Here is a 23,123-nt window from a genome sequence, read left to right as displayed (position 1 = left end):
CTTGGGCCCCAGGTGCTACTTGCGCGGCAGCGGGAGGATGGTGTCCACCAGCGTCATGAGCTGTGCGCAGCTCACCGGCTTGCGGACGAAGGCGCTGATGCCGGCCTTCTGACCCAGCGCGCGCACCTCGGCGACGTTCGGGTCACCCGTCATCATCAGGATGGGGACCTTGGCCAACCGGGGGTTGGCGTTGGCGCGAATCTGCGCCGCGAAGTCGGCGCCGTTCATCCCGTCCATGTGGAAGTCGGTGAGGATGAGGTCGATGCCCTCCGCCTCGGCGACCTTCAGTCCCTCTTCGGCGGACTCCGCCTCCAGGAACTCGAAGTTGCGCGCCATGAGGTAGATCTTCAGCAGCGTCCGGATGGAGCGGCTGTCATCCACCAGCAGCACGCGCTGTGGCGCGCCGCCCGTCGCGGTCCGGCTTCCTCCAGGGCGCGCCGGGTCCGTCGTGGTGCGGTTGGGAACGGGCTCAGGGGAGGGAAGGGTACCGGCCTTCATCGGATCATCAACCTCAGGTGGGGCTGTCCCCCTGCAGACCCGACCATGTTGACGGAAGGACATGCTGAAGTCAAAGCACCGTCCTTCCTCTCTTTTTTGCCGTCGTGGGGCGTCTCACACCCTCACGCCCCACGAAGTGGGGCTCAGGGGACCTCAAGAACGAAGGCCTGACTTTCTACTCCGGGAATCCCGATGCTGGCCGCCAACGGCGGCGCGAGCTCGTTGGGGACCCGCCACGTCTGCCCCGTGGATTGGATCAGCACCACGGAGTAGCGGCCCTTCGGCAGCCCCTCGAGGCGAACCGGGGCCGCCTCGCTGGCGTCCAGGGCGATGGGCTGCACGGCCACCTGGAGCTCCGCCAGGGGGACGGGCGTCATCCGCGGCTGACCGTTCTCGTCCGTCAGCGCCGCGATGATGGGGTCCATCACCAGCCCCGCGGCGAGCACCACCAGGTCCGGCTTGCCGTCACGGGTGCCGTCGGCGCGGGGGTAGTCGGTGCCGTCCGCGTCGAGGACGCTGTCGCGGTCCTTGTCATTGTCCTCGAGCAGGCCCTGCGCATCCGCCAGCTTGCGCACCACGACGCGCGGCCAGACATCCGGCACCCCGTCGCGGTTGGCGTCGTCCGGCACGCCGTCGCGGTTGGCGTCCACGTAGCTGACGAGGAAGGCCTTGGGCCGCTGCGCGACCGGGCCTGCCTCCACCACCTGCGGCGTCAGCCGCAGCACCTTCATGGGCCCACCCGCCACCAGGGTGGGGTCTCCACCGACGACGACGGTGGCCTGGAAGGCGGGCCGGTCCACGGGCACCTGCGCGGTGGCCTGCGAGAAGCTCACCGTGACGTTGGTGAGCGGCTGCGGGTGGCCCTCCGCGTCCTTGGTGACCTCCAGGACCAGCGGCTGGCCGTTGGTCAGGTCCACCGCGGCGCCGCCGATGTCGCCCGTGTTGGGCTCGCTGGTGACGCCGTACCAGGGGTTGAAGTCGGGGAGGTGGCAGGGCGTGACGCCCGTCGCGCAGGTGTCCACGTCGATGAAGCCGCGCAGCATGTACCGGCCCGCGCCCACCAGGCTGAACGCGAAGGGCGCGGTGAAGGGGCCCGGCGAGTTCGTGCCGATCGCCGGGCCGAACAGCTGCGCCGCGGGGATGACGGTGAAGGCCACCGGACGACCGCTGCCCTGGGGCGGCGGCAGCGGGCGCTTGTCCACGTCGTAGAGGAACACCACCGCGTTGCCACGCAGACCCGACTGCACGACGAGGCTGCCCTCGATGCGGGCGGTGTGCAGGGCCTGCTGGCCGTCCGCCGTGGGGACCACGGACGGGGACTCACAGCCCATCACCAGCAGGGACGAGGTGAGCGCGGCGAGCGCGGAGTGCTTGAACGAGGAGGAGGTGCGGCTCATGGAGTCACCGTCAGCGTCGCGTAGACGCGCCGCTCGATGCGGTTGCCGAAGGGGTGTTGGGAGTGCGCGGCGCCGAGCTGGCTGCCGATGAGCGCCACGTCGACCAGGTTCTTCACGGCCGCGTAGCCCACGCGCGCGTTGATGATGGTGTGCGCGCCCAGCGCGTTGGAGGCCAGCTCGATGCGGGTCGGGTCCGACGCCGCCGGCTCGCGCTCAATCCAGGTGGTGGACGAGGTGTAGGCCAGGTCCACGCCGAACTCGAGGTCCGCCTTGGTGCGGTAGGTGACGCCGCCGTACAGCTTGAGCTGCGGCGCCTGGCTGCACGGGCCGCACTCCTCCTTGTCCTCCAGGTCGGAGGAGACGGTCTGGAAGGCGGCGCTCGCCTTGATGCCCAGGCCGTCGATGAGCGCCAGCGTGAGGCCCGCCTCCGCGCCGCGCGCGGTGTAGATGGAGTCCTCGTTGACGAAGCGCGAGCGGCCGATGAGGTAGTTGCCCGTGGCCGCGTCGTAGGACTCGCCCACCGGCAGCCGCTCGAAGTTGGACAGGCCGATGAGGTCCTTCACCCGGTTCTGGTACAGGGCCACGTCCCAGTCCATGCCCAGCTCCGCGGACTCGCCGCGCCAGCCCAGCTCGAAGGCGGTGAGGCGCTCGGGGCGCAGGGACGTGTTGCCCGTCGTCAGCGCGCTGGCGCCGTTGACGCCCTGCACGGGGACGAGCAGCCGCGTGTAGCTCTCCAGGAACGTGGGCTCGCGGAAGGCGGACGCCGCGCTGATGCGGAACGCGTGGCCCTCCACGGGCATGAACAACGCGGACACGCGCGGCGAGTGCGCCAGGCCCGGCGAGCCGCCGTCGAGCAGCGGGTGCCGGTCCACGCGGTAGCTGGCGATGAGGCGCAGCGGGTCCGCCAGGCGCCACTCGTCCTGCACGAAGGCGGCCGCGTGGACCTCCTCGCGCAAGGGGCCCAGGTAGTCCCAGCCCACGCGCTTGAGGCGGCCCTCCACGCCCACGTTGAGCTGGTGCTCGCCGCCCAGGTGGAAGGCGCGCGCGAAGAGCAGCTCCGCGTTGAACAGGTTGGAGCTGACCTCCGTGCCCAGCGAGCGCTGGCCGATGGGCTCGTACTGGGGCCCGGCGCTGCCGGAGATGTGGTTCCAGAACGTCTTGAGCTTCAGCGGCCCCAGCTCCACGTCGCCCTTGGCGTACGCGTTGAGGCCGTCCATGAAGTAGTTGCGCAGCAGGCCCAGCGGATAGATTTCCGTCGCGTAGCGGTGCACGCCGCCGGACAGGCCCACCGTGCGGCCCTCCGCGAAGCTGTACACCGTGGACAGCGTGGCCCGGGCGCCGCGCATGCCGATGTCCGGGTCCGGGTCCCTGAGCACGATGTCCGGCCGGTCGCTGGCGTAGTCGCGGCTCCACTTGTCCGCCTGCGAGTAAGCCACCGACGCGCGGTAGCGCAGCGCCCCGGAGCTGCCGTGGCTCAGGAACGAGCCCGCCACGCTGTGGCCCGTGCCGCCCGTCACGTTGAAGCGCGCGCGGGGGCCCGAGCCGGGGGCCTGGGTGATGATGTTGATGACGCCCAACATGGCGTTGGCGCCGTAGAGCGCGCTGCCCGGGCCGCGGATGACCTCGATGCGCTCGATTTCATCCAGGCCGATGGGGATGGTGGACCAGAGCGTCAGGCCGAGGAAGTCCTGGTACTCGGTGCGCCCGTCGACGAGCACGAGCACCTTGTTGGCGATGCGCTGGTTGAAGCCGCGCATGGACACGTTGGCGCTGCCGATGCCCAGCGACATCACGTCCGCGCCCGGCACGCGCCGCAACAGCTCCGGCAGGCTGGTGGCGCCCGACAGGCGGATGTCCTCCGCGGTGATGACGGTGGTGGCGTTGGGCGCCTCCAGCGAGGACTGGGCGCGGCGGCTGGCCGTCACCACGCGCTCCTCGTAGGGCACCGCGCCGTCGTCGCCGGTGGCCGCCTCGGAGGTGATGCCGGGCACCACGGAGGGCACGTACGTGGAGGGCGCGGGCGTCGCGCCAGTCGTCGGCATGGACTCGGCGCGCTCGATGGCCTTCTCCAGCCGCTCGAGCAGCCCCGCCAACTGCTGCTGGGACTGGACGCTGGCGGGAGGCGGCGGCATGGGCAGCGCGGAGTTGTCCGGCGTGCCGGCGGCGGCCTCCGCCTCGCGCTGCTTCTGCTCCAGCGCCGCGATGGTGCTCTCCACCGTGGCCGCGTCCGGAGGGTTGCTGGCCAGGTAGCGCCGGTAGGTGTCCAGCGCCTCCGCCGAACGGCCCGCGTCCTGGTACGCCCGCGCGATGTTGAAGAGGACGTTGGGGTGGGGCTTGATGGCGTACGCCTGCTCCAGCTCGGCGATGCCCTGGTCGTACTCCTTCCGGGCGATGAGGCTCATGCCGTTGCGGAAGTGGCGACGGGCTTCCAGACGTGCGTCCGCCAGGGCCTGCGACGCGCAAAGACACAGCGCCACGAGGCCCACTCGTCGAAGGGATTTGAAGTGTTTCACTAGTAGGGGTTGTCCTTGAAATCGTCGCGCGGCTCAGCCGGCCGCTGGGGGCGGGCGGCCGGAGTCGGCTTCTTCTTGAGCTTGTGGCGGATGGTCTGTGCGGTGCCCGTGCCCTCGGCCTTCACCGTGAGGGACTGGTAGCCCTCCATCGTGAAGGTCAGCTCCGCGCTCGCCCTGCCTTCACCGTCCTGGCGTACCTTATGCGTCACGGGGGTGACACCCAGGTCCTTGTTCCCCACGCGCACGCGGGCGCCCATCGGCTCGCTCTCGATGGTGAAGAGCACCGAGGGCGCGTTGCCGGGCACCAGCGGCGCCAGCGCCAGTTCGTCATCCACGGCGATGGCCGCCGAGCCCGTGGCGGGCGCGGCGGGCACCTTGGGCGCCGCGGCCTGGGTGGCCGCGTAGTTGGCCGGCAGCGGCTTGAGCTTGGGCTCGCGCATCATCATCGCCACCGCGAAGAGTCCGCCGCCGATGACGATGGCGCCGCCGAGGATGGCCATGGGCAACAGCAGGCCCTTGCCGGACTTCGCGGCGGGCTCCTCCACGGCGATGTCCAGCGCCATGGTGCTGGGGCCGGAGCCGGGGCCGCTCACCGGCGCGCTGATGGGGCCGCTGCGAGGGCCGGAGCCTGCGCCCGTCAGGCGCGGGCCGCTGAAGACGCCGCTGACGCCCACCACGTGCGAGAGGCGGCGCATGGCCTCCAGCACCTCGTCCATGGACTGGTAGCGCTCGGAGGGAATCTTCGCGAGGCACTTCATGACGAGCGCCTCCACCTCCGCGGGCACGCCGTGGCTGGCCCAGACGGCGCCGAAGGCGGGAGGGGGCTCGTTGATGTGCTTGACGATGACGTCGATGCTCTGCGCGGCCAGGAAGGGCGGCTGGCCCATCAGCATCTGATAGAGCACCACGCCCATGCTGTACACGTCGCTGCGCGGGTCGGCGACGTTGCGCGCCTGCTCCGGCGCCATGTACTGCGGCGAGCCCAGGATGATGCCCGCCTGGGTGAGCGACGTGTCCTGCGGCACGTCCGTGTCGCCGATGAAGGACTTCACCAGGCCGAAGTCGAGCACCTTGACGATGTCGTGGTCCGTCTCCTGGTTGAGGACCATCACGTTGGCGGGCTTCAGGTCGCGGTGGATGAGGCCGACCTTGTGCGCCTCGCGCAGCGAGCGGGCGATCTGCTGCGTGATGTTGAGCGCGCGCGCCCACGGCAGCGGGCCCACCTGCGTGAGCAACTGGCCGAGCGTGAGCCCGTCCAGGTACTCCATCGCGATGTAGTAGATGCCGTCGTCCGTCTTGCCGTAGTCGATGACGGTGACGGTGTTGGGGTGGCGCAGCTTCGCGGTGACGCTGGCCTCCAGGAAGAAGCGCTTCTGGAAGCCCGGGTCCTTGCCCTCGTCGTTGTAGTGGGGGTTCAAGACCTTCAGCGCGACCAGCCGGTCCAGCGGCGCCTGCACGGCCTTGTAGACGCGGCCCATGCCTCCGGCGCCCAGGGTCTCCAGGATGCGGAAGCGCTCGTTGAGGACGCGCCCCAGCAGCGGATCCACCATCTCTGGTGGAGCGCCGTTCGTCGGGGCGTTGTTTTCAATCATGTCTGCCCCCACCGACCGGGAAGGCTCGTGACGCTCCGGTCGAACATGCGTGCGGATGCTAACACCGCAATCGTCCACTGCCCAAGCGACCTGCCAGGTTGGCGCAGTGCATCAAAGCCCGAGAAACCGGCGCGAGCGCCGCAACGTCCGACACCGGACACGCGCCTCGGTGGATCAGCCAAGAGACGCGGACTGAGGGACGCGAGCGTGAGCGACTCGGAGTGTGGAACATGGTTTTCGGGATTTCACGAAGCCTCCGCGAAGAGGGGGCGCGCGGTTAGGGTGGAGGGATGAGCGTCCACCTGACCGAGTTGCTTTCCAGCGCGCCCGCCTACCCGCGGCGGGTGGTGTGCATGACGGAGGAGACGACGGAGGTGCTCTACCGCATCGGCGCGGGGGAGCTGGTGGTGGGGGTGTCTGGCTTCACGGTGCGGCCGCCGGAGGCGCGCAAGAAGCCTCGGGTGTCGTCATTCCTGGACGCCAACTTCGAGCGCATCTTGGAGCTCAAACCGGACCTGGTGTTGGGCTTCTCCGACTTGCAGGCGGACCTGGGCCGCGAGCTGTGCAAGCGGGGCGTGCCCGTGTACCTGTTCAACCAGCGCTCGGTGGCGGAGATCCTCCAGTCGGTGCGGTTGACGGGCGCGCTGGTGGGGCGCGCGGAGGCGGCGGAGAAGCTGGCGGAGGAATTGACGGCGAACCTCACGCGCCACGCGGACGCGGCGGAGTCGCTGCCGCGCCGGCCGCGCATCTTCTTCGAGGAGTGGCACGAGCCGCTCATCTCCGGCATCCGCTGGTGCTCGGAGCTGGTGGAGCTGGTGGGCGGGGTGGACGTGTGCCGTGAGTCGCGCGCGTCACAGGGCGCCAAGGGGCGCATCTTCGAGCCCGAGGAGGTGGCGCGCAGGGACCCCGAGGGCGTCATCGCCAGCTGGTGTGGCCGCAAGGCGAAGCGGGACAAGATTTCAGCGCGTCCGGGTTGGGAGAAGGTGACGGCGGTGGTGGACGACCAGCTCTATGAAGTGAAGAGCAGCCTCATCCTGCAGCCGGGGCCCGCGGCGTTGTCGGACGGCGTGGAGAGGCTCGCGCGCATCGTCTCGGCGATTGCGCGCGGTGAGAAGCTGCCGGTGCCGAAGGGCGCGGACCTGCGCGGCGGATGACGGAGGTCCGGACGCCGCGTGGGGGGCGGACTCCCTCGATGGAGTGAGCCGGTGCGACAGCCGCGCCGGGACGAGGTCTCCGCGCCTATGCTCGGGCGCGAGGACACACGAATCGCAAGGAGGCAGGACGTGGAAGGATTTCCGCTGAGGCTCACGTGGAAGGGCTCCACCGCGAGCGAGTACAGCCGCAACGCGGTGGCCGGCACGGACGGCAAGCCGGACATCCTGGTGAGCGCGGGGACGGGGTATGGCGGTGAGGACTCGCGCTGGAATCCGGAGGACCTGTTCGGGGCCTCGATTGCGCAGTGCCATCTGCTCACGTTCCTGGCGCTGGCGAAGAAGCTGCGGCTGGACGTGCGCTCGTACGAGGACCAGGTGACGGTGTTCCTCGACACGGTGGAGAAGGTGAAGCGGGTGAACAAGGTCCGCCTCGCGCCGCTCATCCGCGTGGCGCCGGGGACGGACGTGGAGAAGGTGCGCGAGATGTTCGTGAAGGCGCACAAGTACTGCTTCATCGGCCAGAGCATCACCGCCGAGGTGGTGATGGAGCCGACCATCGAGGTGCTGCCCGCGGGGTAGCGCTCAGCGCTTCCTGCGCGGCTTCTGCTCGGACACCTTCTTCACGACGGCGTCCGAGCACGCCAGGGGGCGGCCGTCCTCGGCGCGCAGCTCCAGGAGGCGCACGGGCCTGCCGTGCTCCGCGTCCACCAGTCGGGAGTGGGGCTCGTCGGGTTGGAAGCAGTGGTGTTCGCCCCACTGTCTCAAGGCCACGATGACCTGGAACAGGTCCTTGCCCTTGGGCGTCAGCGCGTACTCGTGGAACGCGCTCCCGTCGGACGCGGCCACCGTCTCCAGGATGCCGTGCGCGACGAGGTTGCGCAGCCGGCCGGAGAGGATGTTGCGCGCCACGCCCAGGTTCTTCTGAAGTTCCCCGAAGCGGCGCAGGCCGTCGAACACGTCCCGGAGGATGAGCAGGGACCACTCGTCCCCGAGGATGTCCACGGTCCGCTCGACGGGGCACTCGGCCTGGCTGTGGGGCTTTCGCTGCGCCATTCGGAAACGGAGGTTGCCACATCCCCTGTGGGCCGTTAACTCCCATCTGGTTTTATTTTGAAACCAGATGCGGGCAGGTGAGGGATGCGGCGCGAGTCCGGGCTGTCGGGCGCGGTGACGGGGCTGTTCGCGGTGGCCTGTGGGCTGGCCGTCGCGAACGTCTACTACGCGCAGCCGTTGTTGGATGCGATGGCGCGGGAGCTGGGGTTGCAGCCGGCGACGGTGGGCGTGGTGGTGACCGTCACGCAGGTGGGGTACGGGCTGGGGTTGTTGTTCCTGGTGCCGCTGGGAGATCTGGTGGAGCGGCGTCGGTTGGTGGCGCTCCAGATGTTGCTGTCGGTGGGGGCGTTGACGCTCGTGGGGCTGGCGCCCACGGGGGCGGTGTTGCTTGGCGCGCTGGCGGTGGTGGGGTTGCTCGCGGTCGTCACGCAGGTGCTGGTGGCGTTCTCCGCGTCGCTCGCGTCGCCCGCCGAGCGGGGCCGCGTGGTGGGGCTGGTGACGAGCGGGGTGGTGATTGGCATCCTGATGGCGCGCACCGTTGCGGGCTTCCTGTCCGACGTCGCCGGGTGGCGCTCCGTCTATCTCGTATCGGCGGGCGCGACGTTGCTGGTGGCGCTGGCGCTGCTGCGGGTGCTGCCTCGCGAGCGGGCGCGCACGCGGCTGTCCTATCCGGAGTTGTTGCGCTCGGTGCTCACGTTGTTCGTGGAGGAGCCCGTGTTGCGCGTCCGCGCGGTGCTCGCGTTGTTGGGCTTCGCGACGTTCAGCACCTTGTGGACGCCGATGGTGCTGCTGCTGGCGGCGCCGCCGTTCTCGCTCTCGCACACGCAGGTGGGCCTGTTCGGTCTCGCGGGCGTGGCGGGAGCGCTGGGGGCGTCGAGAGCGGGGCGGCTCGCGGACCGGGGCTTCGGGAACCGGACGACGGTGTTCGCGCTCGTGCTGCTGGTGGCGTCGTGGGTTCCCCTCGTGCTGACGCAGACGCACCAGTCGCTGTGGGCGCTGGGGTTGGGAATCATCGGCCTGGACCTGGCCATCCAGGCGTTGCACGTGACGAACCAGAGCGAGCTGTACGCGGTCCGCCCGGAGGCGCGCAGCCGGTTGGTGGCGGGCTACATGGTCTTCTATTCCATCGGCAGTGGCGCGGGCTCGCTCGCGTCCACGGTGGTGTTCGCGCACGCGGGTTGGGTGGGCGTGTGCGCGCAGGGGGCCGCCATCGCCGCCGTGGCGCTGGTGTTCTGGAGTGTCACGCGACGGTCGACGGGCGGCGCGGCGCGGGGATTCGCGAAGGCTCGCCGCGCCTCGTCATGACGTGGGGGTACGATTCGTGAGACGCCTGCGCTCCGTCCCCGGGGGTGATTCGTGGAGCAGGTGGTGCGGAAGTCGCCGCTTTACACATTCGTCATCTGTCCGAACAACAGCGGCAGCACGTTGCTGGTGCGGCTGTTGGCCACGTCGGACCAGGTCTCCGTGTTCGACTCGATGAACCACGAGGGCCAGTGGCTGGTGCACCGGGATGACCCGGAGGCGATGCCCATCCCCGACACCGAGTCGGACGAGCTTCGCAACTGGACGACGAACGAGGCGAAGTTCGCGGACCCCCAGCGCTACCACTGGGAGCGCATCAAGGCCGTCTGGCATCGCGCGTGGGATTTGCGCAAGGCGGTGCTCGTGGAGAAGAGCCCTCCCATGGTGATGGCCGCGCCACTGTTGCAGGAGCAGTTCGCGCCCGCGCGGTTCCTTGTCTCGGTGCGCAGTCCGTACGCCTTCGCGGAGGGCGTGCGGCGCAAGCGTGGCTATCCGCTGTCCACCGCGACGGCGCACTGGGTGCGCTCCAGTCGGCTGCAGCTCCGCAACCGCGCGGTGCTCAAGGGCTCGCTCTTCTTCCGTTACGAGGACCTCTGTCAGTCGCCGGAGACCATCGCCGCGCGAATCCTCGAGTACATCCCGGAGCTGGGGCGACTGGATGTCGGCCGCGCGTTCGACATCATGGGCGAGCACAGCACCATCCGTGACTTCAACGGGGACTCGCTCGGGCGCATGAGCGCCGCGGACCTGGATGAAATCAACGCCGCGCTCGCGGGCCATGAGGACGTGCTGGAGGCGCTGGGCTACGAGCGAATCGTCCGGGCTTGAGCCTGGGGTTAGCGTAGCTGCTGGCGCATCCGGGCATAGGAGGGGATGCCGAGGGGCACCCCGATGTCCGCGCGCCAGGTCTCGGCGAGCACGGCGTGCACCGACGCGGACAGCTCCGAGGAGTCTCCCACGCGCCCCGCTCGGACCTTGGTGGTCTGCATCTCGGGTGGGAGCGCGGTGAGCCGATTGACGGCCTCGGTCGTCGGGTGGTCGTCGAACTGGGACTCGTGCGCGTGCATGAACTCGAAGGTGGACTGCTTCGTCACGAGCGCGACGAGCGCGTCGTCCAGGTGGACACCCATGAAGGCGCCGATGCGGCGGACCGCTGACTCCAGGTCCTCCTTCATGTCCTCGTAGGCGAGGAGCAGTACGTCGTCGCGCTCACGCACGTTCCACCAGGCGCGCAGGTGCTCCCAGTAGCGGCCGAAGCGCGCGTCCTTCAGGAAGATGCCGAAGCAGAACTCCTCCACGCTGACGGAGTCGGGCTCGAACATCCAGCCATTCACGTAGTGGTAGAAGGACGTGAGCGTGTCCGCCGGGTCTCGCATCACGTAGATGTAGCGCCCGCCCTTCGGCACCCGCTCCCAATGCAGGTGCGTCTTGAACGCGCGGGGGCGAGCGACCTGGGGACCCGCGAGGTCGACGCCTGGGAGAGGTGGGCTCTCGTGCCACGGGACGACGAGGGAGATCTCCTCGAAGTTCATGTCTCCGCGCGTGCGCAGCCCGTGGACGATTTGCTGCGTCCACGTGGTTCCGCACTTGGGATAGGTGGCGACGAAGATGTCCGTCGGCTCGACGTGGAAGCTCGCGGGGCCGGAGATGGGTTCGCGCCATGCTCGCAGCGCTTGCAGCTCCGGCAGTGACTTCGGCAGACGGGATGATGGCTGACGGTGCGCGGTGTCCGACGCGGTCATGAAGCGTGCCCCCCGGTGGCGGGAATCCACCTGCTCGGGAGCCTAGCGCCAGTCCATGCCCGCATCTCGTGCCGCGTCCGTCACGGATTCATTGCGGGGGGCTCGACGCGGGACGTCAGCTCGACGCGGGGAGTTAACGCGCGTCCAGGATGGCGCGGAGGTCCTCGGGGATGTCCATGGGCGTGAAGATGCCCACGTTGGCGCCGCCTGTGTTGCCCAGTGGGGCGCGACCGAACCACGAGCCCGGCGCGGCAAGGAGGAGTCGCGGCAACTGTCCGAGCAGCTCCCGCCAGTCGCCATGTTGAACGGCCCACCGGAACATGGCGCCGTGGACGCGCAGGTGGGGCCACGCATGCGCCTGGCTCAGGATGTGAGCGCGCTCCAGGAAGCGCCAGGCGTCTTGATGGGCTCCGCGTGCATGGGCTTCAGCGGCGCGGTGCAGCTCGAGGTCGAAGTGGGTTCGCAGTGTCGGGGTCATGGGAGGTCTCGATGTGTGTCAGGCGCAAGCGGCGTGGCGTGTGTCGCCGGGCCCGCAGGGGTGGCAGGTCGCGGCGAGCGCGGGCTCGAGCTGCAGCGTCACGTGCTCGATGCCGAACGTGTCGTGCAGCCGAGCCTTCAGCGAGGGCACGAGCGCCTCATCACCGGACGGCGCCTCCACCACGAGGTGGGCGGTGAGGGCCGACTCGGTGGTGCTCAGGGCCCAGACGTGGAGGTCGTGCACACTGGCGACACCGGGCGCCTGTGTCATGAGGTTTCGCACCGCGCTCAGGTCGATGTTCGCGGGAACGGCTTGCAGCGCGAGGTTGACGGAGTCCACCAGCAGCCTCCACGTGCTGACGAGGATGAGCAGCGCGATGCCGAGCGTCACCACCGGGTCCAGCCACGCCTGACCGGTGAAGTAGATGAGCGCGCCGCTGAGCACCACGGCGAGCGACACGCCCGCGTCGGCCGCCATGTGGAGGAACGCGCCCTGCACGTTGAGGTCGTTCTTGCGCCCCTTCCAGAACAGCAGGGCCGTGGCGGTGTTGATGACGACGCCGATGCCCGCGACGCTCATGACGGTGAGGCTGGCGACGGGCGCGGGCTCGCCGAAGCGGCGGATGGCTTCCCAGCCGATGGCGCCCACGGCGACCAACAGGATGAGCGCGTTGAAGAGGGCCGCGAGGATGGAGGCACCGCGCAGGCCGTAGCTGCGCCGCTCGGTCGCCGCGCGCCGGGCGAGGATGCTGGCGCCCCAGGCGAGCACGAGCCCCAGCACGTCGCTCAGGTTGTGGCCTGCGTCCGCGAGCAGCGCCAGCGAGCCGGAGATGAAGCCGTAGAGGGCCTCGACGGCCACGAAGGCCAGGTTGAGGGTGACACCGAGCGCGAAGGCTCGGCCGTGCGACGTGGGCGCATGACTGTGTGAACCCGACATGGGGACAGGGACCTCCAGGAATGAATGGTGCTGGAGGGGCGCGCTCGGGGACCCACGAGCCGCGACCCACCGTTCATCGAGGAAGACGCCACCTTTCGCGCGGTATTACAGCGGCATTTCCCGAGGTTTTCTGAAGGAGGCGTACCGCCAGCGGGGGAGGGGGGCTGCTACGGCGTGTGGGGCCGCGCACCTCGGATTCGGCGCTCACACGGGGGGGGCCGTCGGGTGGCTCGACTGACAGCGACCAACGAAGCGACTTGCCATGGCTCGCGCCGAAGGTAGGACCTCCGTGCAAGTGGCGGTGCTGTCCGCGCTCCGTGGCTCTTGGCGGCCCGTGCCCGAGCGGCAGCCAGGACCTCAAGGGAAAGGTGAAGTTGGCGGACCGCGCCATCCGAGCTTCCCGCGATGAAGATGCTCGCCAGGAATGCGGCGCATGCCAGGATGGTGGGGTGGCGCTACCACTGGTTGCCCTCATCGTCGTTCCCCTCGCCCTGACTCCACTCCAGGCCGAGCCTGCCTCCGAGAGGCCGGCTCCAGTGGTCTTGCTCGCCGCGAGGCAGCCAGAGCCCGTCTCCGACACACCGGCCCCTGTCGTTGCGTCGCCGCCACCGGTCGTGCTCGTCGCGAGGCAGCCAGCGCCTGTCTCCGAGTCACCGGCTCCCGTCGTCGCGTCGCCGCCACCGGACGCGCTCGCCGCGAGGCAGCCAGAGCCCGTCTCCGAGACGCCGGCTCCCGTCGTCGCGACTCCGCCACCGGATGCCCCCATCGCGACACAGCAGGGCGAGCAGCCGGAAGGAGTCACGGTGGAGCCGCCGCCCGCCCGCGCGCCCGGGCTGCCGCAGGAGAACTACGAGGAGGCGCTCATCGTCGAGTCGCTCGTCCGTCATGGCCGCAAGGTGGACCCCTCGCCCGAGGGCAAGCCGCTCTCGGACGTGCTCGTCGACACCGAGGAGGTCGTGGCCGAGAGCGACCCGTATCCGAACTTCCTCAACATCTTCCACGTGCGCACCCGCGACGAGGTCGTCCGCCGCGAGGTGTTGCTGCCGCTCGGTCAGCCCTACTCCACGCGCCTCGCGGAGGAGACGGCGCGCAACCTGCGCTCACTGCGCCTGTTCTCCGTGGTGCGCGTCGTCCCGCTCGTCGGGAAGACACCCGGCACGGTGTCGCTGCTCGTCGTCACCAAGGACATCTGGTCGCTGCGGCTCAACAGTGACTTCTCCGCGGTGGGCTCGCTGCTCCAGTACCTGCGGCTGCAGGGCACGGAGCAGAACTTCCTGGGCCGGGGCAAGAAGCTCGCGGTGGACTTCATCCTGCGCCTGGACACGCTGAGCCTCGGCCAGAGCTACACGGACCCGCGCGTGCTGGGCTCCCGCTGGTCGCTCACCGAGTCGGCCGCCATCATCATCGGACGTGAGAGCGGCCAGGCCGAGGGCTCCCGGGGCAGCGTCTCCGTGAGCCGGCCGCTGTACTCGCTGTCGACGCCGTGGAGCGTGAGCTCGTCCGTGGCGTGGAACGTGGAGACCAACCGCGTCTACCGGGGTGCGGACATCTGGCAGCTCCCGTTCCCCGGTGGCCCGGCGGTGCCCTACGTGTACCGCACCGAGGAGGTCGCCGGCGCGGCCTCGTACACGCGCTCCTTCGGCCTGCGCTACAAGGTCAACGTGAGCGGCTCCGTGGGCGCGTACCACTACGCCTACGACCCTCCGATGTCGTCGATGTTGGGGCAGTCGCAGGTCGACTGGTTCCGGAGCAACTACCTGCCGCGCGCCGAGGACGCGGGCTACGTGTCCATGTCCCTGCGCGCCTTCGAGGCCCGCTACGAAGTCCTGCGCGACGTGGACTCCTACGTCCTCTCCGAGGACTACCAGATGGGGCACTGGCTCTCCGCGACGCTGCGCTACGCACCCCCCGTCTTCGATGACGACACGCACTTCGCCGAGGCGGGGCTCGCCGCGCGCTACCGGCTGCGCTGGGGCGATGCGCTCACCACGGTGGCGGCCTCGGGCTCCATCCGTCGGCAGCTGGGAGCCGCGGCGACGTGGAACAACCGCCACTGGGCGGCGGAGCTCACGCAGGTGTCGCCCAAGGTGTTCGGAGGCCGCTTCGTCGCGCGCGGCCTGTTGGACATCAACATCGATGACCTGTTCGACCGGATTACCCTGCTGGGCGGAGGCAACGGCCTGCGCGGCGCGCCCGCCGACGAATACTCCGGCAGGAAGATGTTGCTGGTGAACGTGGAGTACCGCACCGCGCCGCTGGTCATCAAAACCGTGCACGTGGGCGGCGTGCTCTTCCTCGACTCGGGCAGCGCGTGGAACGACCGCCCGGACATGGTGACGTCCGTGGGCGTGGGCCTGCGCCTGCTCTTCCCCCAGTTCAACGTCAATCCGTTCCGCATCGACTTCGGCTACGTGCTCAACGACGACCGGCCGCCCATCGGCAGCCGCTTCACGTTCGCCGGCGGACAGGTGACGGACCTGCGTCCCAGCTTCCTCGACTCACCGCTGTAGCCACTCACGGCGGCTCGACGCGCAACAGCTCCCGGAACAACACCTCGGCGGCGTCCCGGAACAGCGCTCCGGACGCGAGCAGGCCGCCGCAGTGGTGCGGCTCCCTCGCGAGCGTCAGCGCCACCGCGCGCTGGAGCACCGCGTCCCAGAAGGACTCGGAGCCCTCGGGCAGCAGGAACTCGCGGATGATGGCGCGCGGCCAGGGCAGCACCGTCGTCGGGTCCGCGTCGCTCAGCGACGTGAAGCAGTCCAGGTCCACGTCCAGCAGCACCCGCTCCGCGTCCTCGAGCACGTCTCGCACCGCGTCCCCCGGGGCGGGGCGGCTCCACGCCTCGGACGCGCGGTCCACGGTGGGCACCACCACCAGTCGATGCGAGCGCCCCCGCGTGTCCACGTAGGTGTCTCCCGCGAAGGCGCCCCGGGGCCGCGTCCGGGCGATGAACAGGGCATCTCCCACCAACCCCGCCTCCATGGCCGCGAGGATGTGGTCGTAGTTGCGCACGTCCAATTCCCACCGGGCGTGCTCGTCCAGCGCTCGCAGGCCCGCCGAGCGGTCCGGCACCGCATCCGGTCTCCGGGGCACCACCACGTCCAGGTGGCGGTCCAGGGTGACGAGCAGCGCGGCGGGCCCGGAGTCCCCCAGGGCCATGGCCCAGGAGGGCAGGGCGAGCCGGTGGGGGTCGAAGACGTACGCGTCCGTCGGCCCCCGGCCGCCTCCCAGCCCCAGCCGGATGACGCCCGCCAGGCGCAGGTGGAGCAGGCCGTCGTCGTCGGTCTTCATGCCTCGGGAATCCTCGCGTCCGTCGCGGGTTTGCTCAGCTTGCGCGGCGGCCGAGTGTAGGCTTCCCCGCACCTTTCCGTGAAAGGAGCCCCGCCGCCGGCGGGAGTTCGACTACGCATGCGCCAGGTCCTTACCGCAGCGCTCATCTTCGTGAGCGCGCCCGTATTCGCCCAGGAAGTGAAGCCCCTCACCATGCCCCAGACGGCGCACTCGCAAGACCCCTTCTTGAGGCAGCTGTCGGAGACCCGCAACTTCTCCAGCGGCCGCCCGGTGAGCGTGAAGGTCACCCCGGACGAGAAGCAGGTCCTCTTCCTGCGCACCCAGGCCACCTCCAACGTCCAGACGCTCTACGCGTTCGACGTGGCGACCGGGGAGGTGAAGGAGGTCCTCACCCCCGAGGCGCTGCTCAAGGGCACCGAGGAGACGCTCACCCCCGAGGAGAAGGCCCGCCGTGAGCGCATGCGCGTCAGCGCCCGGGGCTTCACCTCGTACCAGATTTCCGACGACGGCTCGCGCCTGCTCGTCCCGCTCTCCGGCCGGCTCTACGTGGTCGAGCGCGCGAGCGGCAAGGTGACCGAGCTCAAGACGGGCCCCGGCGTGTTGGACCCGCGCTTCTCCCAGGATGGCAAGCAGGTGGCCTACGTCCGCGAGAACGACGTCTACCGAATCGACGTCGCGGCGAACAAGGAGCAGCGCGTGACGAAGGGCGGCACCGCCGAGAAGACGCACGGCGTGGCCGAGTTCGTCGCCCAGGAGGAGATGAGCCGCTTCTCCGGCTACTGGTGGAGCCCCGACGCCAGGCGCGTCGCCTACACCGAGTCCGACACCACCGAGGTGGAGAAGCTCACCATCGTCGACGTGATGCACCCCGAGCGCGGCGGCGAAATCTTCGCGTACCCGCGCCCCGGCAAGCCCAACGCCAAGGTGCGCCTGGGCGTCACGGCCGTCACCGGCGGCAAGACGACGTGGGTGCAGTGGGACGCGGCGAAGTACCCGTACCTGGCCACCGTGGTGTGGCCCAAGGGCGGCCCGCTCACCATCCTCGTGCAGAACCGCGTCCAGACGGAGCAGCAGCTGCTCTCCGTCGACCCGGCCACGGGCAAGACGCGTGAGCTGCTGGTGGAGAAGGACTCGGCCTGGCTCAACCTGGACCAGGACTTCCCGCTGTGGCTGGACGATGGCTCGGGCTTCCTCTGGTACACCGAGCGCAACGGCGGCCCGGAGGTGGAGCTGCGCCGCGCCGACGGCTCGCTCGACAAGAGCATCGTCAAGCCGGACGCGGGCTTCCGCGGCCTGTCGCGCTTCGTGCAGAAGGACCGCACGCTGTTCTTCTCCGGCGGCCCCAACCCCACGCAGAGCGCGCTGTGGCGCGTGAAGAACGGCGGGGCGCCCGAGCGCGTGACGAAGAACGGCGAGGGCATCGAGGGCGGCTCCGCCTCGCGCGAGGGCGGGGTGTTCGTCGTCAACACGTCCAGCCTCAAGAGCATGAGCCGCACGGAGGTCCTGCGCGCGGACGGCACGCGCGTGGGCCAGCTGCCCGAGGTGGCGCAGGAGCCGCCCTTCGTCCCCAACACGGAGCTCAGGCAGGTGGGCCCCAAGCGCTACTGGGCGTCCATCACCCGCCCGCGCGACTTCAAGCCCGGCAAGAAGCTGCCCGTCATCGTCGACATCTACGGCGGCCCCACCACCACCGTGGTGCACCACAGCATGGCCGCGCACCTGATGTCCCAGTGGATGGCGGACCAGGGCTTCCTCGTCGTGAAGTTCGACGTGCGCGGCACCCCGCTGCGCGGCGCCGCCTGGGAGCGCGAGGTGAAGTACGACTTCGCCACCGTCACGCTGGATGACCAGGTGGACGCGCTCCAGGCCCTGGCCAAGGAGCTGCCCGAGCTGGACATCAACCGCGTGGGCATCCAGGGCTGGAGCTTCGGCGGCTACATGTCCGCGCTGGCCGCGCTCAAGCGCCCGGACGTCTTCAAGGCCGCGGTGTCCGGCGCCCCGGTGGTGGACTGGCTCGACTACGACACGCACTACACCGAGCGCTACCTGGGCCTGCCCCAGGAGCACCCCGAGGCGTACGAGAAGAGCTCGCTGCTCACCTACGCCAAGGCGGACAAGCCCATCGGCAAGCTGCTGCTCATCCACGGCACCGCGGATGACAACGTCTACTTCTTCCACACGCTGAAGCTGAGCGACGCCCTGTTCCGCGCCGGCAAGCCGCACGATTTGCTCCCCCTGAGCGGCCTGACGCACATGGTCCCGGACCCGCTGGTGAAGCAGCGCCAGTGGGAGCGCGTGATGGAGCACTTCAAGAAGAACCTGTGACGGGAGCACTCCGGTGCGCGGGTGGCGCGCGCGCCCCGGGGGCCTCCACCGTCCTTCAGGAAAGCAAGAGGCCCGGTTCCCTTGGACAGGGGCCGGGCCTCCGTTCACGAGCCCTTCGCGGGGAAGGGCTCATGGCAACGACGTTTCAGCCGGCGCGAACGTTCTGCGCCTGAAGGCCCTTGGGGCCACGCGTCACTTCGAACTCCACCTTCTGACCCTCGGCGAGGGTGCGGAAGCCGTCCATGTTGATGGCGGTGTGGTGGCAGAACACGTCCTCACCACCGCCGTCCTGGGTGATGAAGCCGAAGCCCTTCGCGTCGTTGAACCACTTCACGGTACCGGTTGCCATTGCACTTCCTTCAGTCTTGCGGGGCGACGCGTGAGAGTCGCCCGTTCTTCCCGCCCCCCGACGACCGGGAGACATGTCCGGTTTTAGTGAAACGCCTGCCTGGAAGTCCAGCCAGCGACCTGAAATGCCCGGTTTGCATTGAGGCCGGGCATCTCAGGCAAAGCTGACGCGTCGCGTTGGCTTGGCCTCAGACGTCGAGCAGGAGGCGCTCGGGGTCCTCGATGCACTCCTTCACGCGCACGAGGAACTGGACGGCTTCGCGGCCGTCGATGAGGCGGTGGTCGTAGGTGAGGGCCACGTACATGATGGGCCGGATGACCACCTGACCGTCGCGGGCGACGGGGCGCTCGACGATGTTGTGCATGCCCAGGATGCCCGTCTGCGGCGGGTTGATGATGGGCGTGGACAGCATGGAGCCGAAGATGCCGCCGTTGGTAATCGTGAAGGTGCCGCCCTGCAGCTCCGGCAGGGTGAGCTTGTCGTTGCGCGCCCGGGTGCCCAGGTCGCCCACGCCCTTCTCCAGCTCCGCCAGGGACAGCTTGTCCGCGTTGCGCACGACGGGGACGACCAGGCCGCGGCTGCCGCTCACCGCCACGCCGATGTCGTAGTAGTGCTTGAAGATGACGTCTTCGCCGTCGATCTCCGCGTTGACCTGGGGGAAGGCCTTGAGGGCCTCAATCGACGCGCGGACGAAGAAGCTCATGAAGCCGAGCTTCACGCCGTGCTTGGCCTGGAACTTGTCGTTGTACTTCTTGCGCAGGGCCATCACCTCGCCCATGTCCACCTCGTTGAAGGTGGTGAGCAGGGCGGCGGTGGACTGGGCCTGGACCAGGCGCTCGGCGACGCGCTTGCGCAAGGGCGTCATGCGCACGCGCTCCTCGCGCGCGGCGTTGGGGCGCGGGCCCGCGGGCTGGGCCGGGGCGGCGGGCTGGGAGGGCGCGGCCGGGCGGTTGAGCTGACCGAGCACGTCCTCCTTGGTGATGCGACCGCTGGCGCCGCTGCCCTTGAGCTGGCTGACGTCGACCTTGTTCTCCTCCGCCATCTTCCTGGCGGTGGGGGTGATGCGCGCGTCGGACGCGGCGTCCTGCGCGGGGGCGGCGGCGACGGGAGCGGCGGCCGGGGCGGCGGGAGCGGCCGCCGCGGGCTTGGCGGCGGGAGCGCCGGCACCGGCCTCGATGAGGCCGAGCACGTCACCCACGCGCACCTTGTCACCTTCCTTGAAGGCGACGGACGCCAGGGAACCGGCCGCGGGCGCGGGCACGTCGATGGTGACCTTGTCGGTCTCCAGGACGACGAGCGGCTCGTCCGCGGACACCGCGTCACCCGGCTTCTTGTTCCACTTGCCGACGACGGCCTCGGTGATGGACTCGCCCAGGGGGGGTACTTTCAGTTCAACGGCCATTCTTGGTCCCTCGGAAGATGGCTTCCTCGATGATGAGCTGCTGCTCGATTTCGTGCGTCTTGGGGAAGCCGGTTGCGGGGCTGGCGGCCTCCGCGCGCCCGATGTAGCCCAACTTCACGGGCTGCTGCGAGCGCGACGAGACCAGGTCATGCAGGCGCGGGAACATGAAGTGCCACGCACCGGCATTGCGGGGCTCCTCCTGCACCCAGTAGACCTCCGCGAGCTTGGGCAGCTTCGCCACCAGGTTCGCCAGCTCGTCCGCCGGGAACGGGTAGAGCTGCTCCACCCGGACGATGGCGATGCTGTCGTCCTTGCGCTCGTTCCGCGCCTTCACCAGGTCGTAGTACACCTTGCCGCTGCACAAGAGCAGCCGCGTCACGCCCGCGGGCGCCACGCTGTCCAGGATGACCTCCTGGAAGCCGCCCGTCGCCAGCTCGTCCACCTTGCTGGTGGCCTCCGGCCGGCGCAAGAGGCTCTTGGGCGACATGATGACCAGGGGCTTGCGCACCGGGCGCACCACCTGACGGCGCAAGAGATGGAAGATCTGCGCGGGCGTCGTGGGGTAGCAGACCTGGATGTTGTCCTCGGCGGACAGGTCCAGGAAGCGCTCCAGGCGCGCGCTGGAGTGCTCGGGGCCCTGGCCCTCGTAGCTGTGTGGCAACAGCAGCGTGATTCCGCTCAGCCGGCGCCACTTGCTCTCCGCGGCGGCGATGAACTGGTCGATGATGATTTGCGCGCCGTTGGCGAAGTCGCCGAACTGGGCCTCCCAGATGGTGAGGCCGTCCGGGACGTCCAGGCTGTAGCCGTACTCGAAGCCGAGCACGCCCATCTCCGACAGGGCGCTGTTGACGACGTGGAAGCTGGCGCGGCCGGTGGAGAACTGCTGCAGCGGCGTGTACTTGGCACCCGTCGTCACGTCGTGCAGCACCGCGTGGCGGTGGCTGAACGTGCCGCGCTCGCAGTCCTGACCGGACAGCCGCACCGGGTGGCCCTCGGCGAGCAGCGTGGCGTACGCCAGCGACTCACCCTCGCTCCACTGGAGCTCCTCGCTGTCGAGCATGCCCAGGCGCTTCTTGATGACGGTGCGCTCCACGTCGCGGTGCACGCTGAAGCCCTCGGGCACCGTGCACAGCCGCTGGAGCGCGTCGCGCAGCTTCGCCTTGTCCACCGCGGTGGACACCTGGGGCGCGTTCTTCACCGAGCCGCCCTGGTAGGCCTTCCACAGGCCCTCCAGCGCGCTGGGCTCCTTGAACTCGCTCTCCTGGCGCGCGCGGGTGAGCGCGGCGTCGAACTCCGACAGGCAGCGCTGCTTGATGGCCTCCGAGTCCTCCGCGCTGATGCGGTTGCCGTCCGCCAGCGCCTTCGCGTAGCGCGTGCGCACCGTCGGGTGCTTGCGGATGATGTCGTACATCGCCGGCTGGGTGAACGAGGGGTCGTCGCCCTCGTTGTGGCCGTAGCGGCGGTAGCAGATGAGGTCGATGACCACGTCGGTGTGGAACGTCTGGCGGTACTCCGCCGCCAGCCGCGCCACGTGCACGCAGGCCTCCGGGTCATCGCCGTTCACGTGGAACACGGGGATGTCCAGCATCTGCGCGATGGCGGTGGCGTAGATGGAGGAGCGCGAGTCGTGGGGGTCGGTGGTGAAGCCGACCTGGTTGTTGATGACGACGTGGAGCGTGCCGCCCGTCGTGTAGCCCTTGAGGCCCGACAGGTTGAGCGTCTCCGCGACGACGCCCTGGCCCATGAAGGCCGCGTCGCCGTGGATGAGCAGGGGCATCACGCCCACGCGCTCGGTGTCGCCGAAGCGCTCCTGCTTGGCGCGCACGCGGCCCTCGACCACCGGATTGACGGCCTCCAGGTGGCTGGGGTTGAACGCCAGCGACAGGTGCACGTTCTTGCCCTGGCGCGTGGTGTGGTCCGACGAGAAGCCCATGTGGTACTTCACGTCGCCGCGGCCCAGGTACGCCCGGGGGTCCTTGGGGCCGTCGAACTCGCTGAAGATCTGCCCGGGCTGCTTGCCCAGGATGTTCGTCAGCACGTTGAGGCGGCCGCGGTGGGCCATGCCGATGACGACCTCCTTCAGTCCCAGGCCGCTGCCCACCTCGGCGATGGCGTCCAGCATGGGGATGAGGGCCTCGCCGCCGTCCAGGCTGAAGCGCTTGGCGCCCACGTACTTGGTGTGCAGGAAGTTCTCGAAGCCCTCCGCGTAGGACAGCTTCGTGAGGATGTGGCGCTGGTCCTCGACGGAGAACGCGGTGGTGTTCTCGCTGTGCTCCATCCGCTGCATCAGCCAGCGGCGGCGCTCGCTGTCGAGGATCTGCATGAACTCCACGCCGACGCTGCCCGTGTACGTGCGGTGCAGGCGCGCGAGCAGCTCGTCCAGCTTCACCTTCTGCTGGGGGAAGACGTTGTGCGTCTCCACCTGCTGCTCGCGCTCCTTGGGCGAGAAGTGGCCGTCATCCACCATGCTCACGTCGGCCACGTGCTCGAGCGCGGGACGCGGACGGCTCAGCGGGTCCAGGTCGGCGCGCAGGTGGCCGCGCAGACGGAACGCGAAGAGCGCCTGGTCCACCTTGGACTGCAGCTCCAGCGCCTGGGCCTGGGCGGTGCTCTGGGCGGCGACGGGGGCAGGTGCGGCCGGCGCGGCGGCGGGGGCCTGGGCGGCACCCGCGGCCTTGCCGTTGCCCTTGCCGGGCGCGACGGCCGCCGCGGGCACCTCCAAGAGCTTCGTGCTGAAGATGGGACGGCCGGCGCCATCGTTTCGCTCGAAGATCTCTCGCCAGCTTGCATCCACGCTGGAGGGATCCTCGAGGTAGCGGGCGTAGAGCCCCTCGATGAAGTCGATGTTGGCGCCGGAAAGGAACGAGTCCTGGAAGTTCGCCATGGCGGTGTCGTCTTTTACTGGATGACCGCCCCGTTGGGGGTTTTTCGAGGCGTCTTTGTTGAGCCCTGGCACCACCCCAGGGGAGGGGCCTCTCCAGGGGAGCAGCCCAAGTCATGCCGCTGTTGAGCCCAGCTTCACCCGACCCCTTCACCTGGGAACACCCCGACACCCGGGGACTCCCAGCGCCCGTTTCGTCCCGTTTCGGTC

General features: G+C 69.5%; 18 protein-coding genes. 6 read left to right on the top strand and 12 right to left on the bottom strand.

All coding sequences use genetic code 11. The features are described from left to right. Window positions 1-15 precede the first annotated feature (15 nt). The 4 genes from LXT21_RS25700 to LXT21_RS25685 all read right to left on the bottom strand — a co-directional run bounded on the left by LXT21_RS25700 (window position 16) and on the right by LXT21_RS25685 (window position 6,000). Entirely contained in the window at window positions 16-498 is a 483-nt protein-coding gene (locus tag LXT21_RS25700; protein ID WP_046715893.1) for a response regulator, read from the bottom strand. A gap of 143 nt (window positions 499-641) precedes the next feature. After that, window positions 642-1,895, bottom strand: a complete 1,254-nt coding sequence (locus LXT21_RS25695; RefSeq protein ID WP_254040820.1) for a hypothetical protein — start codon at window positions 1,893-1,895, stop codon at window positions 642-644. Beyond that, window positions 1,892-4,366 (bottom strand): TonB-dependent receptor domain-containing protein, encoded by a 2,475-nt coding sequence (locus LXT21_RS25690; RefSeq protein ID WP_254040875.1) that lies wholly within the window; start codon window positions 4,364-4,366, stop codon window positions 1,892-1,894. Before LXT21_RS25690 ends, LXT21_RS25695 begins: the two co-directional genes overlap by 4 nt. Window positions 4,367-4,407: 41 nt before the next feature. Further along, window positions 4,408-6,000, bottom strand: a complete 1,593-nt coding sequence (locus tag LXT21_RS25685; protein WP_254040819.1) for a serine/threonine protein kinase — start codon at window positions 5,998-6,000, stop codon at window positions 4,408-4,410. Window positions 6,001-6,290: 290 nt separating this feature from the next. On the opposite strand from LXT21_RS25685, the gene LXT21_RS25680 reads away from it, so the two are divergent. Both LXT21_RS25680 and LXT21_RS25675 read left to right on the top strand, forming a co-directional pair. Continuing rightward, window positions 6,291-7,154 carry an ABC transporter substrate-binding protein gene (locus LXT21_RS25680; RefSeq protein ID WP_254040818.1) on the top strand — a complete coding sequence of 288 codons (864 nt, stop codon included), beginning with the start codon at window positions 6,291-6,293 and terminating at the stop codon, window positions 7,152-7,154. 129 nt (window positions 7,155-7,283) lie between these two features. Then, window positions 7,284-7,733 (top strand): OsmC family protein, encoded by a 450-nt coding sequence (locus LXT21_RS25675; protein ID WP_254040817.1) that lies wholly within the window; start codon window positions 7,284-7,286, stop codon window positions 7,731-7,733. 3 nt (window positions 7,734-7,736) lie between these two features. On the opposite strand, the gene LXT21_RS25670 is transcribed toward LXT21_RS25675, so the two are convergent. Then, window positions 7,737-8,207, bottom strand: coding sequence for a winged helix-turn-helix transcriptional regulator (locus LXT21_RS25670; protein WP_254040816.1), 471 nt, complete (start codon window positions 8,205-8,207; stop codon window positions 7,737-7,739). Between the two features lie 84 nt (window positions 8,208-8,291). Between LXT21_RS25670 and LXT21_RS25665 the strand changes: the two genes are divergently transcribed. Beyond that, complete coding sequence (locus tag LXT21_RS25665) at window positions 8,292-9,512, top strand: MFS transporter (protein WP_254040815.1); 1,221 nt, start codon at window positions 8,292-8,294, stop codon at window positions 9,510-9,512. A gap of 63 nt (window positions 9,513-9,575) precedes the next feature. Further along, on the top strand, window positions 9,576-10,337 hold the full coding sequence (locus LXT21_RS25660) for a sulfotransferase (protein WP_254040814.1): 762 nt from the start codon (window positions 9,576-9,578) through the stop codon (window positions 10,335-10,337). Between the two features lie 8 nt (window positions 10,338-10,345). Here LXT21_RS25660 and LXT21_RS25655 read toward each other — a convergent pair whose 3' ends face one another. The 3 genes from LXT21_RS25655 to LXT21_RS25645 all read right to left on the bottom strand — a co-directional run bounded on the left by LXT21_RS25655 (window position 10,346) and on the right by LXT21_RS25645 (window position 12,665). Further along, complete coding sequence (locus tag LXT21_RS25655) at window positions 10,346-11,251, bottom strand: sulfotransferase domain-containing protein (protein ID WP_254040813.1); 906 nt, start codon at window positions 11,249-11,251, stop codon at window positions 10,346-10,348. A 133-nt stretch (window positions 11,252-11,384) separates the two neighbouring features. After that, on the bottom strand, window positions 11,385-11,729 hold the full coding sequence (locus tag LXT21_RS25650) for a DUF3703 domain-containing protein (RefSeq protein ID WP_254040812.1): 345 nt from the start codon (window positions 11,727-11,729) through the stop codon (window positions 11,385-11,387). 18 nt (window positions 11,730-11,747) lie between these two features. After that, the gene (locus LXT21_RS25645) at window positions 11,748-12,665 is read right to left on the bottom strand and encodes a cation diffusion facilitator family transporter (protein WP_254040811.1); all 918 of its coding nucleotides are present in this window, start codon (window positions 12,663-12,665) and stop codon (window positions 11,748-11,750) included. Window positions 12,666-13,468: 803 nt separating this feature from the next. Here LXT21_RS25645 and LXT21_RS25640 point away from each other — a divergent pair. Further along, window positions 13,469-15,175, top strand: coding sequence for a BamA/TamA family outer membrane protein (locus LXT21_RS25640; protein ID WP_254040874.1), 1,707 nt, complete (start codon window positions 13,469-13,471; stop codon window positions 15,173-15,175). A 4-nt stretch (window positions 15,176-15,179) separates the two neighbouring features. On the opposite strand, the gene LXT21_RS25635 is transcribed toward LXT21_RS25640, so the two are convergent. Continuing rightward, the gene (locus LXT21_RS25635) at window positions 15,180-15,956 is read right to left on the bottom strand and encodes a UPF0489 family protein (RefSeq protein WP_254040810.1); all 777 of its coding nucleotides are present in this window, start codon (window positions 15,954-15,956) and stop codon (window positions 15,180-15,182) included. A gap of 117 nt (window positions 15,957-16,073) precedes the next feature. Here LXT21_RS25635 and LXT21_RS25630 point away from each other — a divergent pair, with 117 nt between their 5' ends. Further along, entirely contained in the window at window positions 16,074-18,281 is a 2,208-nt protein-coding gene (locus tag LXT21_RS25630) for an alpha/beta fold hydrolase (RefSeq protein WP_254040809.1), read from the top strand. A 145-nt stretch (window positions 18,282-18,426) separates the two neighbouring features. Here LXT21_RS25630 and LXT21_RS25625 read toward each other — a convergent pair whose 3' ends face one another. From LXT21_RS25625 to LXT21_RS25615, 3 genes are all read right to left on the bottom strand, one after another. After that, window positions 18,427-18,630 carry a cold-shock protein gene (locus LXT21_RS25625; RefSeq protein ID WP_015352191.1) on the bottom strand — a complete coding sequence of 68 codons (204 nt, stop codon included), beginning with the start codon at window positions 18,628-18,630 and terminating at the stop codon, window positions 18,427-18,429. 187 nt (window positions 18,631-18,817) lie between these two features. Continuing rightward, the gene (odhB, locus tag LXT21_RS25620) at window positions 18,818-20,032 is read right to left on the bottom strand and encodes a 2-oxoglutarate dehydrogenase complex dihydrolipoyllysine-residue succinyltransferase (RefSeq protein WP_254040808.1); all 1,215 of its coding nucleotides are present in this window, start codon (window positions 20,030-20,032) and stop codon (window positions 18,818-18,820) included. Next, window positions 20,022-22,916, bottom strand: a complete 2,895-nt coding sequence (locus LXT21_RS25615) for a 2-oxoglutarate dehydrogenase E1 component (RefSeq protein ID WP_254040807.1) — start codon at window positions 22,914-22,916, stop codon at window positions 20,022-20,024. Before LXT21_RS25615 ends, odhB begins: the two co-directional genes overlap by 11 nt. Window positions 22,917-23,123 lie beyond the last annotated feature (207 nt).

The sequence above is a fragment of the Myxococcus guangdongensis genome (assembly GCF_024198255.1).
In the GTDB taxonomy this organism is placed as follows: domain Bacteria; phylum Myxococcota; class Myxococcia; order Myxococcales; family Myxococcaceae; genus Myxococcus; species Myxococcus guangdongensis.
Note: the sequence above shows the minus strand (reverse complement) of the source record. Positions and strands in the feature narration are given on the sequence as shown.